A 12,032-nucleotide genomic window follows, 5' to 3' on the forward strand; every position below is an offset into this window, starting at 1 on the left:
AAATAGGCAGAAAAAAAGCCAGCAAGTAGACAAGCTGTTCTACACGCTGGCTTTTTTAGTGAACGAACGCCGAATCGGCAATGTGCAGCATCTAAAAGAGCCGCCAGATTTAATGATTTCTGAAAAATCCACTTCAATGACAGTGTAGCCGTGAGCGGTTAATGCAGCATTTGTTTCTTGATTGATGGGCAAACTGATCACTTTTTTCTGTCCAATGGATAAAACGTTTGGGCCGAGTGTGAATTGCTCTTGTTCGCTTATTTCAATTAGATGATAATGCATTTTGAGCAGGTGAAGATCCTCATTTTTGAACGCTTCTGGATAAATCAATATTTCATCATGAGAGAGAATATTCATCACACAATCGAGATGCAAAATGTGAGGAGGAAGATGAATGGGAATGATGTCATGATCCGGCAGTTCTTTTTTAAGCTCATGAATAGCAGCTTGGTTTGTTCTTTTGCTCGTTCCGACAAATACGCGTCTTTGATCGACAAGCACATCGCCGCCTTCAATCGTTCCATTTGTCAGGGTAACAGTTTTCAAGCCATTTCCCTGTGCCCACTCATTTAACAATTGTTCTTCTCCTTGCCGAACCGGAGCGGCCATGCTTGAAACAAAAAGTGTATGTCCAATCGTAAACCCAATATCCCGAGTAAAGACTTGCTCAGGAAAGCGGTCATTTGCAGGAAGCATAATGGGGCGTACTTGATGGTCTTTTAGGGTTTGGATCAATTGCTTATGCTGAGCAACGGCTTTCATTTGAGAAATATTTTCTCTTGCAAATTGTTTTTGGGTTTCGTTGATGATCTGTTTGATTTCCATATAGATGGGACTGCATAAAAGGACTTCTTGTAAATCATCATATTCACTCATGCATTGCGGCATTTTGTGTATTTGTTCTGCTCTCATAGAATCCATCAAATGGCCTCCTTGTTTGTTCATAGTTCTATTATTCCTCGTTCTAGTCATAGTTGAAACATTTCCGAAAGAAAATCTCTCACAAGAGACTAAAGCAAAAAGTTTAGACAAACCTAAAAGAATAGTGTTTAATAAAAGTCGTTCCGCATTCACGAAAACAGCAAGAAGGAGCTATGATGATGAGTGAAGAAAATTTCAAATACTGCAAGGAATCGAAAGTTGTCAAAACCAGCAGGGTATTTCCTCTCGATACGAATAATCACCAAACCTTATTTGGCGGGAAATTAATGAGTTATATAGATGACATTGCCTCCATCTCGGCAGCAAGGCACAGCCGATGTGAAACGGTCACGGCATCAATGGATTCAGTTGATTTTTTAGAGCCGATTGGACAAAAGGAGTCGGTATGTTTAGAGTCCTATGTCACATGGGTGGGTACGTCTTCTATGGAAGTGTTCGTCAAGGTCATCAAAGAAAACTTGATGTCTGGAGAGCGCAGACTCGCAGCGACTTCATTTCTTACCTTTGTGTCGTTAGATGACAATGGGAAGCCAAAGAAAGTCCCGCAAGTCATGCCGGAAACAGAGGAAGAAATCATGCTGCATCAAACCGCAAAACAGCGAGCTGAAGAAAGAAAAAGCCGCCGAAAGCATAGCAAGGCACTGGCTGACGCACTTGGGACAGATAAACCATGGGCGTAAAAATCACCCTTTAAGCGGTGATTTTTTTCTAGAACGGTATCTTGCATGGCAAGATAGTGTGTGGTAAGATGATGCTATCTTGTGATGCAAGGTACTGGAATCGGAGGAACAAAGATGACAACATCCACACAAATGCTAAAAGGAATTTTAGAAGGCTGCCTGCTGTCGATTATTTCAGAGGGTGAGATTTATGGATATGAAATGACGAAGAAGCTCGCTTATTATGGGTTTGATCAAATTAGTGAAGGAAGTATCTATCCGATCCTGCTGCGTATGCAAAAGGAACAGCTCGTGACCACTGTCACAAAAGCATCAGCAAGCGGGCCGAAAAGGAAATACTATACGCTCACACAAGCTGGAGAACAAGCGCTCACAGAGTTTATTACCCGCTGGAGTGAGCTTTCAAAAAATGTGAACTGTTTACTACAAAAAGGGAAGTGAGATTATGGTATCAAAAGAAACAAGACACATCTTACTAGAGCTGAAATTTTATCTCATATCAATGGGAAAAAATGAGGACGAAATTGATGAGCTGATGGATGAGCTAACGACGCATGCGGTTGAGGCTGAAAAAGATGGCAAAACAGGGGAGGCTGTATTTGGCGGAGATCCGAGGGGCTATGCTGATGAACTCGCAAAAGAGCTGTCAGGAAACCATAAAGACTGGGTTCCCTTCGTCAGTGCCTTCTTAATTGGATCACTCTTCTATATGATTTTATCAGATGCGATCAGTCAAAGCTTATCCTATTCTTGGTATGCGTTAATAGGATATCCGCTCGTTTTAGTTGCCAATGTTATCATGATCATTGTGATGTTTAGAGCGTCTGCCTTTCAGACAAGCGGCCGGGCATTTCTTTATTTTTGGATCTTAGGAATCTTTCAACTGACTTCAATGGTCACAATCAAACTATTGGATCAAAAGCTCGGCACACCATTACTTGTGCTGACTTCAGGTCAAAGATGGGGCGTCATCCTGCTTATGCTGTTATGTATCATTGTCTTTAATGCGATCATGAAGGCGAATCTCATTTCATTGATTCCGATCATCTTCTTCGGACCGCAGCTCATATTCGAATGGATTGGCTGGACATCACCAAGCGTGCTTCTCATGCAAAGTCTACTATCGGTTGTGATCGTAATAGGGCTTATGCTCATGGTCTTACGCCGGGCGAACAAGAAAAATGAAAACACGATGTAAAAAATAGAGCACATCCATCCGGTGTGCTTTCAGCGTGTAGACAAACCCTCGCATTCGTTGTCAGTTCTGCGCGCTGGTGCTCACGAATGTCAAATTCGCTCCGCTCCAGTACTCGTCCTTCCTAGACTTCAAAGGTTTTCTATCACGCTGAAAGAAGACAAAGGGCAAAAATAAAGATCATTTTAGCCCTTTGTCAACAATCTGAGAGCACATCCCATCCGATGTGCTTTTCTTTTTCTAAAAAAATGTAGAAATGGTAGCGTATTTTTCATTACAATGGGAAGAGGACAAAAATGAAAAGGGGTTCTATGCTTGGATATTTTATGGGGATATGTACTTGTTTTTGTATTGGCTGCTTTGCCTTTTTTTGAAGTGGTTGGTGTTGTTCCACTGGCCATCTTAGGTGGACTGCATCCTGTGACAACGGCTGTAATCGGGTTCATCGGCAACTTTCTCACAGTCTTGCTCCTCATTGTTTTCGTAGACCGCTTCAAAGCATGGCGGTTGAGGAGAAAAGAGGACAAAAGTGATGAAAAAGGAGAAAAAAAGCAACTGCGAGCCAGAAAAATTTGGGAACGATATGGTCTCCCGGGATTAGCGCTTATTGGTCCTTTTATCATCGGCAGTCATCTAGCGGCATTTATGTGCATGAGCTTCGGAACGAAAAGAAAGCAAGTCGCAGTGTGGATGACAGTCAGTTTAATCATGTGGACGGCGCTGGCAGCTAGTTTAACCGGTGCGGGAATCCATTACTTTGCCCCAGATTCAAATGGATTGTTCGGTGATATTTTTAATCAGTAAGTGAGGGGAGACCATAAATGAAACTTCAAACACGCATAGTGCTTGAAACAGAGCGCCTTAGACTGAGAACGATGAATGAACATGATGCGCCATTTTTATATGACATGTTGTTCCAAGATGAAGAAGTAATGAAGTATTATCCTTCTTTGAAGGATGAGCAGCAGACGAAAGAGTGGATTGCATGGAATCAAAAGAATGACCGTATGTATCATACTTCTCTCTGGATCATTGAAGACAAAGAAACGAATGAACCACTTGGACAAAGCGGGATTGTTCTGCAAAACATTGAAGGACGAACAGAACTTGAAATCGGCTACATGCTAAAAAAAGCAGCGTGGGGAAATGGCTATGCTGCTGAAGCCGCAAAAGGCTGTCTCACCTATGGTTTTCAAGAAATGAAGGTCAGACGAATGGTGAGCTTAATCCGCCCAGACAATGAAGCATCGGTAAAAGTCGCTTTAAAAATGGGCATGAAAAAAGAAAAAACCATTTCAAAATGGGACCAAATCATTGATGTATACAGCATCACCCACAACGAAGAAAACGGCTCGCTTACAAAATAAGCAGAGCCGTTTTTATTTTATATCCGCTGTTCTAGCTGAAGTAAATATTTCTTACGTTCAACCCCGCCGCCGTAGCCGCCAAGCTCACCACTTGTTTGAATGACGCGGTGGCATGGAATGATGATCGCCAATTGATTGGCACCATTTGCATTCCCTACCGCCCGGACCAAATGCGGATCGCCCAGCATCACAGCAAGATCTCGGTAAGAACTTGTTTCGCCTGATGGAATGCGTGTGAGCAGCTCCCACACCTTCATTTGAAAAGGGGTGCCATGCATGGACAGTGGTACGGTAAACTGCGTGAGTTTTTTCTCGAAATATAAGGTCAATTCCTGTACCAATTGCTGATGGACGTTTGTTTCCCCAACTAAAATACGCGCATGATGCTTTTTTCTCATGTTCTCAATTTCCTTTTCTAGTCCCCGCCTGTCCATAAATTCCAGTAAATACACATGCGCGGCATCTGTCACGCTGATCATCCGTCCGATCGGTGTGGAAATAAAATTGGCATGAAGAATCTTAGTCTGCGCCTTTTTAGGGGGATTTCCCATGATTTTCGTAAAGGCATCATTGAAGGCACTCGAAGAATCATAGCCCAAGGCGACCTGCTGATCAATCACTTTTTTTCCATTCATAATTTCTTTAAAGGCAAGCCCCATTCGGCGTGATCTCGCATATTGAACAAAGGTCATGCCGTAGATTTCTTTGAATTTTCGCCGGGCCGTTGCAGAGTGAATCCCTAACTCGCGAAAGTCCTCTTCTTTCCAGCGTTTTTCAGGATGTGTTTCAACTGCTGAAACGAGTGTTTTGACTTCTTCTGGAATGCTGTTTGGATAGGTTAATGGAGTGCAGCGCTTGCACGGACGATATCCTGCTAGCAGTGCTTCCTCTGCTGTAAAGAAAAACTCACAGTTCTCATATTTTGGTTTTCTAGCGGTACATGTGGCATGGCAGAAGATACCGGTCGTCTTAATGCCGGCGAAGAATGTGCCGTCATATTGCGGATTCTTGTCAACCAGTGCTTGATAAAATTCATGTTTCTGTACGTCGGTTATCATCATACGATCCACCTCTTGGTTTCATTATTTGGGCCGATACAACGGATGATCTGTAAATGCAGCATCCTAAAGTTGAACGTTCATCACATCAATCTAAAGTTCATTATACCAGCGATATGATCGTTCCTTTAACGTCTGAACGTGTCTCAACTTGGTCCTTCTTCCATATTTTTTCTGTTTTAGTTCATATACTTTAGTTGTTTCTGTTTCATTTCTTCATAAAATGTTTCAACTTCTTGTTCGTAAAGAATGGTCTCCATGTCCTTGTATTTACGCTTGATCGTCAATGTAATAAAAAATAAATGGATTGTCATATACGCTCATTTCCCTTCGGTTAGCAGCACGCAAATATCCCGCAGATCTTCTTTATCAGTTGATCTGTTTCTAACACTTAGTATACGCCGGTCCCAAATCATTTCTTTCGAAAAATGAACAAGTATATTTGAAGAGGGAGAGCAAACTGGTAGACCGGTATATTGGGGTGTGATAAGATTTTTAATACAGAATCTGCTCTAAGTCAGGTCTGTTTATCATGAATTGGTTTTCTAGGGTTCCGTGCGCTGGCGCAGTCTGGACCGAGAGAAAACACATAGGGTCTTAGAAGAGGCCATATGGACACGGAGGGATAAAAGCCCGGGAGATTTGATCAAACGATCGATTTCCAGGCTTTTTTTGTTGGTTGGAATCGTTCAGAAAGGAGAAGATCAGATGAAATGGGGAAATGTCTTTATTGCGGCCATCTTTGAAGTCGGCTGGGTGATGGGGCTGAAATATGCCCACTCGCTCATAGAATGGGGCGCAACCATCGTTTGTATTATCGTGAGCTTTTATTTACTCCTGAAAGCAACAAGTGTACTCCCAGTTGGCACACTTTATGCCGTTTTTACCGGGCTTGGGACAGCAGGTACCGTCGTCATAGGCATGGTGCTTGGTGAGCCGGTTCAGCTTGTCAAACTGCTTTTGATTGTCATGCTTTTGTGCGGTGTATTAGGACTGAAGCTGACAACAGGTGAAAAGAAGGGAGAGGCTGAATCATGAGCTGGTTTTTACTTATTGGAGCAGGCATCTTAGAAATGTTTTGTGTGACCATGATGAACCAATTCCAAAAAGACAAGCATGTCAAATGGATTTTATTCATTGCGGCTGGCTTTTCGATGTCCTTTCTGATGCTGTCTCTTGCGATGAACACGATTCCGATGGGAACGGCGTACGCCATTTGGACTGGAATCGGAGCTGCTGGAGGCGCCATCGTCGGTATGCTGTTTTACGGAGAATCGAAAGACGCAAAACGTATTTTCTTCATCGCACTGATTTTATCTGCGGCAGTAGGATTGAAAATCATTGAATAAGAAAAGGCTGGCAGATAGATGCCAGCCTTTTGTTACATCGAACGATGATTGGAACCGTTTTCATTTTTGCGGTAAAGCTGGCTCACAAGCAGAAAACACACACCAAATGTGAGAAAAGGAATGAGTCTTTCACCGGCTATAAAAAGGGAAATACCTGTGATCAGACAAATGATGCCGAGCCAAAAGCTCACTTTTCCAAACAAAGTCATACTTTTCATCTCCATCACTCCTTTTATGATAAAAGGTCTATTCACATTATATCACGCCAGGTGCAGAATTGAATGAATATTCAATGAAAAATAGGGCTCTACATTGCTTTTTCTCTTTCCAGTCCAGTATAATATTTCATTAGAATGAAAACGTAAATGAGGTCATGATACATGAGAACTTTGATAACAGAGAAACTTGAATTACACAGACAAAAGCATGAGCAAAAAGGAAGATTGCTTGTCAGCTGCCCGGATCAGCCTGGAATTGTATCAGCTGTCTCTTCCTTTTTATTTGAGCACGGAGCAAATATCATTGAATCCAGCCAATACACAACAGATCATGAAAGCGGCCGGTTCTTTTTAAGAATTGAATTTGATTGGAAAGACATCTCGGCAAATATGGATCAGCTGAAGCAGCAGTTTGAACCAATTGCAGCATCTTTTCAAATGACGTGGAGCATGTCGCGTGCAAGTGAGCTGAAAAAGCTGGCAATCTTTGTGTCAAAAGAGCTTCATTGTTTACATGAGCTGCTATGGGAATGGCAAAGCGGCAATTTGATGGCTGAAATTGCGGTCGTGATCAGCAATCATGAAACGGCAAAAGATACAGTAGAAGCGCTTGGAATTCCGTTCCATTTTGTGAAGGCGAACAAAGACATTCGCAAAGAAGCGGAAAAACAGCAGCTCACATTATTAGAAGAGTATGATATTGATGCCATTGTGCTTGCTAGATACATGCAAATTTTAACGCCTGGATTTATAGAACAACACCCGAACAAAATCATTAATATTCATCATTCCTTCCTGCCAGCGTTTATCGGTGCGAATCCATATAAGCGTGCATATGAGCGAGGAGTCAAATTAATTGGTGCAACCTCTCATTATGTGACCAATGATTTAGACGAAGGACCGATCATTGAACAGGATATTGAGCGTGTAGATCACCGGGATGATGCGGAAGCTTTAAAAAATATTGGCCGAACAATTGAGCGGAGTGTGCTTGCACGTGCCGTCAAATGGCATCTAGAAGATCGAATTATTGTGCATGAGAATAAAACGATTGTATTTAATTGACCGCTTGACTTTTCCTTAGCAATTGGTGATAATATAAAAAAATTAACGAGCGTTGAAAAGGAATAGTAAGCAGGAACTGATGCGTAAAGAGAGCAAATGACATGCTGAAACATTTGCCGCAGACACCTGCTGAACCTGCCCTTTGAGCCTTAGAGGAAAAATCTAAGCGCGTGCCTGGCGTTACAGGAGTTGAGTGGAATAAGCTAAATGTATGCATGCTTATTCAATGAAGGTGGTACCACGGAAAATCCCTTTTCGTCCTTTACATAAGGAGAAAAAGGGATTTTTTTGTGCCTAAAGGTATAGCGGAGGGAATCAATAATGAAAAAGCAAAGGATCGTCATCAAAATTGGCAGCAGTTCATTAACAGAGCAAAAAGGAGCCATTGATGAACAAAAAATGCAGGATCATGTGAAAGCGATAGCAAAGCTGAAAGAGGCTGGGCATGAAATTATTTTAATTTCATCAGGAGCCGTGGCAGCAGGGTTTGGCAGCTTAGGGTATCCATCAAGACCTGTGACCTTAAAGGGAAAACAGGCAGCAGCAGCCGTTGGTCAGGGCTTGTTAATGCAGAAATATACAGAACTATTTTCACAGTTTCACATGACACCTGCGCAAATGCTTTTAACCCGTAATGACTTTTCAGATCGAACAAGATATCGAAATGCTTACGCAACGATGATGGAGCTGCTAGAAAGAAAAATTTTACCGATCATTAATGAAAATGATTCTGTCTCCATTGAGGAGCTTACCTTTGGTGATAATGACATGCTGTCAGCTCTTGTCAGCGGTTTAATTCATGCAGACCAATTGATCATCTTAACAGACATTAATGGAATTTATAATGCAAATCCAAATGAGCATCCTGAGGCGAAGCGTTTTGATGTACTAACACACATTTCAGAAGAATTGTTTTCATACGCGAAGAGCACAGGCTCAAAAGTGGGAACAGGCGGGATGAAATCAAAGCTGTCTGCTGCACAAACGGCACTTTCACTAGGCGTGAAAGTCTTCATTGGCACAGGTACTGGTGAGGATAAGCTGCTTCATATTCTAGGGGGTCAAGGAGACGGAACGTATATCGGAGAACAGGACTTATCAGCTGTTAACAACCGCCGTCAATGGATTCAATTCCATTCACCCGTTTCTGGGAAAATTATGATAGATGCAGGAGCGGAAGCGGCGATTTTGCATCATGGCAGAAGTCTTCTTCCAGCTGGCGTCATTGATGTCGCTGGGGACTTTTCTAAAGGAGAGGTCGTTGAAGTCGTAGGGCCGAACGGACTAGTAGGTAAAGGACAAACCTTGTATGCATCCGATGAGCTTCTCGGTATTAAAGGGATGCGAAGTGATCAGCTTTCAAATGAGAAGCCTGAAGTCATACACAGAGATCACTGGGTACAGCATGTACAAAACTGAGGAGGGAATACGATGAATGAAGTTCTTGAAAAAGCAAAAAAAGCAAGTGTAGCCAAAGATCAGCTGCTGTTAAAAACGACGGAGCAAAAAAATGCAGCTTTACATGCCATCGCAACTGCAATTAAAGCATCTTCCGCTTATTTACTCGAGGAGAATAAAAAGGATGTGCAGGCTGCAGAGGAAAAGCAGTTCACGCCTTCTGTTATTGACCGGATTACACTCACAGAAGAGAGAATTGAAGCCATCGCAGACGCGACCCTTCAACTCATTCACCTAAAAGACCCAATTGGTGAAACATTAGAAACCATTCAAAAAGAAAACGGTCTGTACATCGAAAAGGTACGTGTGCCTCTTGGAACGGTTGGAATGATTTATGAAGCAAGACCAAACGTGACTGTAGATGCTGCCACCCTTTGTTTGAAAACTGGGAATGCTGTTATTCTTCGCGGGAGCTCCTCTGCCATTCATAGTAATAAAGCGATTGTGAAGGTGATCCATGAAGCGCTTCACACAACGGATATTCCAGTAGACAGTGTGCAATTGATTGAAGATACAGGCCGTGAAACGGCGAAAACGCTGTTCACTTTAAATGAATATCTGGATGTCCTTATTCCGCGCGGCGGGAAAAATTTAATTGATCTTGTCGTGAGAGAGTCTACCGTGCCAGTGCTTGAGACAGGTGCAGGGAACTGTCATATCTACATTGATGAAACAGCGAAAAACGAAATGGCTGAGCAGATTGTGCTGAATGCTAAAACCCAAAGGCCATCTGTTTGCAACGCGATCGAGAGCATTGTCATTCATGAAACATGGGCAAAAACATATGGCGCTTCGTTATTTGAAGCCCTTCATGCAAATGGGGTAGAGATACGGGGCGATAAAGCTGTATGTGCCCTTGCGCCAAGTGCTTCATTAGCGACCACAGAGGACTATGAAACAGAGTTTTTAGCGCCGATTGTCAGTATTAAAATCGTAGCCAATATAGAAGAAGCGATTCAGCATATACAAACGTATAGCTCCAAGCACTCTGAAGCGATCATTACGGAAAATGATCAAAGTGCGTCACTTTTCTTAACAGCTGTTGACGCTGCCGCTGTCTATCATAATGCCTCTACTCGGTTCACAGATGGCTTTGAATTTGGCTACGGAGCAGAAATAGGGATTAGCACACAAAAACTGCATGCAAGAGGACCTATGGGTCTGCCTGCCTTAACCTCTGAAAAGTTTGTCATTCGCGGTCAAGGACAAATAAGAGAATAACGAATTCAAAAGAGAGTCTCGTGACAATAGGCTCTCTTTTTCCTTTCATTTTTGTATTTCTTCGGTCAAGTATGATAAAATATGGTAATGTTTTATATTTTGAGAAGATTGGAGAAAGCAACGTATGGCGAAAATCATTCCCTCTTCGGATATTGGAGTGAAAATCAACAAGTGGTATGAATTAATCCGCAGATTTGATTCAGAACAAGCAGAACAACTAAAGCAGGAAATTCGCACCTCTCTTGATTCAATGGAAGAAGATCAGAATTTGCTTCTCTATTTTTCTTTAATGGAATTCAGACATGAGGTCATGCTCGATTATTTAAAGCCATTAAAGGAAGGAAAGCTCCGCGCCAACTTTTCCGAGCTTTCGAAAGAAATAGATGAGCATCAAACACATGTCACAGGCATGCTTGAATACTACTATCATTTTTTCAGAGGCATGTATGAATTTGGCCGTAGGCAGTATATTGCTGCCATCTCGTCTTATCAAAAGGCAGAGCACAAGCTTTCTTTTGTGTCAGATGATATTGAACGTGCGGAATTTCATTTTAAAATGTCAGAAATATATTATCACATGAAACAAACACATATCTCGATGCATCATGCCAAACTGGCGCTAGATGTCTATATACAGCATGAGCTATATGCGCTTCGCACGATCCAGTGCGAATTTATTGTGGCAGGTAATTATGATGATATGAGAAGACATGAAAAGGCATTACCACATCTCGAGAGAGCGCTTGCGAGATCAAAAGACTTTCAAAATGTGCGTTTTATTGCTTCCTCTTTGTTTAATATGGGCAACAGTTATTACCGAATGGGAGATCTTGACCGCGCACTGGAACTAATGAAAGAATCCATCTCGTTATTTGACCAAAATCAATCTGATCACCTTCGTCGATCCATAGACCCTCTTTATACAGCCGCTCAGATATTATACAAACAAGGTAAACACGAAGAAGCCTTACACTACAGAGAAGAATGTATGAAGCGAGCAGAAGCACTTCAAGATGACATTCATATTCAAAAGACGATATTTTTAGAAGCATTGTATTTAAAGCAAGATGCGGAGCATATTAAACGAATTTTTCATTTTTTAGAGTCTGCCTATGCATATCCAGATATAGAGGAGCTGGCATTAGACACCGCAAAGCATTATAATGAAATGGAAGATTATGAAAAATCTTCCATTTTCTACGGAGAAGCGGAACATGCTCGAATCTATATTCAGAGAGGGGATTGTTTATATGAATTTTAAAAAATGGGCAGTCGTCTGTACAAGCATCACCATCCTGGCATTATGGCTGGCAGCAGCACCAAATGCCGACCCGGATAACAGAAACCATACGCTACAACAACCAAATGCGCAGCATGACATCCTCTAAAAGCCCTTATTAAGGGCTTTTTTTACTGTGTACATAAAATAGAGGAGAAAGGAAATCTTAAAAAAGAGTGTGTATTCGTTGACTCTTGAAT

The 12,032-nt window shown here is 42.0% G+C and carries 16 protein-coding genes, 1 riboswitch and 1 other annotated feature; of the genes, 12 read left to right on the forward strand and 4 right to left on the reverse strand.

Translation table 11 applies throughout. From position 1 onward, the window contains the following. Positions 1 to 39: 39 nt before the first annotated feature. Complete coding sequence (locus NST39_RS06710) at positions 40 to 921, reverse strand: dimethylarginine dimethylaminohydrolase family protein (RefSeq protein WP_341027584.1); 882 nt, start codon at positions 919 to 921, stop codon at positions 40 to 42. 179 nt (positions 922 to 1,100) lie between these two features. On the opposite strand from NST39_RS06710, the gene NST39_RS06715 reads away from it, so the two are divergent. From NST39_RS06715 to NST39_RS06735, 5 genes are all read left to right on the forward strand, one after another. Then, on the forward strand, positions 1,101 to 1,622 hold the full coding sequence (locus tag NST39_RS06715; RefSeq protein ID WP_034619972.1) for an acyl-CoA thioesterase: 522 nt from the start codon (positions 1,101 to 1,103) through the stop codon (positions 1,620 to 1,622). A 114-nt stretch (positions 1,623 to 1,736) separates the two neighbouring features. Further along, positions 1,737 to 2,063 carry a PadR family transcriptional regulator gene (locus tag NST39_RS06720; RefSeq protein WP_065097119.1) on the forward strand — a complete coding sequence of 109 codons (327 nt, stop codon included), beginning with the start codon at positions 1,737 to 1,739 and terminating at the stop codon, positions 2,061 to 2,063. A 4-nt stretch (positions 2,064 to 2,067) separates the two neighbouring features. After that, positions 2,068 to 2,820: an HAAS domain-containing protein gene (locus NST39_RS06725; RefSeq protein WP_341027585.1), complete on the forward strand. Its 753-nt coding sequence runs from the start codon at positions 2,068 to 2,070 to the stop codon at positions 2,818 to 2,820. Between the two features lie 312 nt (positions 2,821 to 3,132). Next, positions 3,133 to 3,621 carry a small multi-drug export protein gene (locus NST39_RS06730; protein ID WP_044138901.1) on the forward strand — a complete coding sequence of 163 codons (489 nt, stop codon included), beginning with the start codon at positions 3,133 to 3,135 and terminating at the stop codon, positions 3,619 to 3,621. 17 nt (positions 3,622 to 3,638) lie between these two features. Further along, positions 3,639 to 4,184 carry a GNAT family N-acetyltransferase gene (locus NST39_RS06735; RefSeq protein ID WP_341027586.1) on the forward strand — a complete coding sequence of 182 codons (546 nt, stop codon included), beginning with the start codon at positions 3,639 to 3,641 and terminating at the stop codon, positions 4,182 to 4,184. A gap of 17 nt (positions 4,185 to 4,201) precedes the next feature. Here NST39_RS06735 and NST39_RS06740 read toward each other — a convergent pair whose 3' ends face one another. Both NST39_RS06740 and NST39_RS06745 read right to left on the reverse strand, forming a co-directional pair. Then, positions 4,202 to 5,245 (reverse strand): bifunctional transcriptional activator/DNA repair enzyme AdaA, encoded by a 1,044-nt coding sequence (locus tag NST39_RS06740; protein WP_341027587.1) that lies wholly within the window; start codon positions 5,243 to 5,245, stop codon positions 4,202 to 4,204. Positions 5,246 to 5,421: 176 nt separating this feature from the next. Further along, positions 5,422 to 5,556: a YrzI family small protein gene (locus NST39_RS06745; protein WP_341027588.1), complete on the reverse strand. Its 135-nt coding sequence runs from the start codon at positions 5,554 to 5,556 to the stop codon at positions 5,422 to 5,424. A 220-nt stretch (positions 5,557 to 5,776) separates the two neighbouring features. Further along, a riboswitch (guanidine-I (ykkC/yxkD leader) is annotated at positions 5,777 to 5,884 on the forward strand. A 66-nt stretch (positions 5,885 to 5,950) separates the two neighbouring features. On the opposite strand from NST39_RS06745, the gene NST39_RS06750 reads away from it, so the two are divergent. Together NST39_RS06750 and NST39_RS06755 are read left to right on the forward strand one after the other, a co-directional pair. Then, positions 5,951 to 6,280 carry a DMT family transporter gene (locus NST39_RS06750; RefSeq protein ID WP_003211810.1) on the forward strand — a complete coding sequence of 110 codons (330 nt, stop codon included), beginning with the start codon at positions 5,951 to 5,953 and terminating at the stop codon, positions 6,278 to 6,280. Next, a complete protein-coding gene (locus NST39_RS06755; protein WP_341027589.1) occupies positions 6,277 to 6,591 on the forward strand; it encodes a DMT family transporter in 315 nt (104 codons plus the stop codon). Before NST39_RS06750 ends, NST39_RS06755 begins: the two co-directional genes overlap by 4 nt. Positions 6,592 to 6,623: 32 nt before the next feature. Here the strand turns inward: NST39_RS06755 and NST39_RS06760 are convergent, their stop codons facing one another. Further along, positions 6,624 to 6,809, reverse strand: a complete 186-nt coding sequence (locus NST39_RS06760; RefSeq protein ID WP_341027591.1) for a hypothetical protein — start codon at positions 6,807 to 6,809, stop codon at positions 6,624 to 6,626. A 162-nt stretch (positions 6,810 to 6,971) separates the two neighbouring features. Here NST39_RS06760 and purU point away from each other — a divergent pair, with 162 nt between their 5' ends. The 5 genes from purU to NST39_RS06785 all read left to right on the forward strand — a co-directional run bounded on the left by purU (position 6,972) and on the right by NST39_RS06785 (position 11,941). After that, the gene (purU, locus tag NST39_RS06765; protein WP_003212058.1) at positions 6,972 to 7,874 is read left to right on the forward strand and encodes a formyltetrahydrofolate deformylase; all 903 of its coding nucleotides are present in this window, start codon (positions 6,972 to 6,974) and stop codon (positions 7,872 to 7,874) included. 43 nt (positions 7,875 to 7,917) lie between these two features. Further along, positions 7,918 to 8,140 (forward strand) — a binding site (T-box leader). 55 nt (positions 8,141 to 8,195) lie between these two features. Further along, entirely contained in the window at positions 8,196 to 9,293 is a 1,098-nt protein-coding gene (gene proB, locus NST39_RS06770) for a glutamate 5-kinase (protein ID WP_341027593.1), read from the forward strand. A gap of 12 nt (positions 9,294 to 9,305) precedes the next feature. Further along, positions 9,306 to 10,553 (forward strand): glutamate-5-semialdehyde dehydrogenase, encoded by a 1,248-nt coding sequence (locus NST39_RS06775; protein ID WP_341027594.1) that lies wholly within the window; start codon positions 9,306 to 9,308, stop codon positions 10,551 to 10,553. A 124-nt stretch (positions 10,554 to 10,677) separates the two neighbouring features. Further along, positions 10,678 to 11,814: a Rap family tetratricopeptide repeat protein gene (locus NST39_RS06780; protein ID WP_341027596.1), complete on the forward strand. Its 1,137-nt coding sequence runs from the start codon at positions 10,678 to 10,680 to the stop codon at positions 11,812 to 11,814. Next, positions 11,804 to 11,941 (forward strand): phosphatase, encoded by a 138-nt coding sequence (locus NST39_RS06785; RefSeq protein ID WP_065097131.1) that lies wholly within the window; start codon positions 11,804 to 11,806, stop codon positions 11,939 to 11,941. The genes NST39_RS06780 and NST39_RS06785 overlap by 11 nt, the downstream gene beginning before the upstream one ends. Positions 11,942 to 12,032 lie beyond the last annotated feature (91 nt).

The sequence above is a fragment of the Bacillus sp. FSL W8-0645 genome, assembly GCF_038007905.1.
Classification (GTDB): domain Bacteria; phylum Bacillota; class Bacilli; order Bacillales; family Bacillaceae; genus Bacillus; species Bacillus pumilus.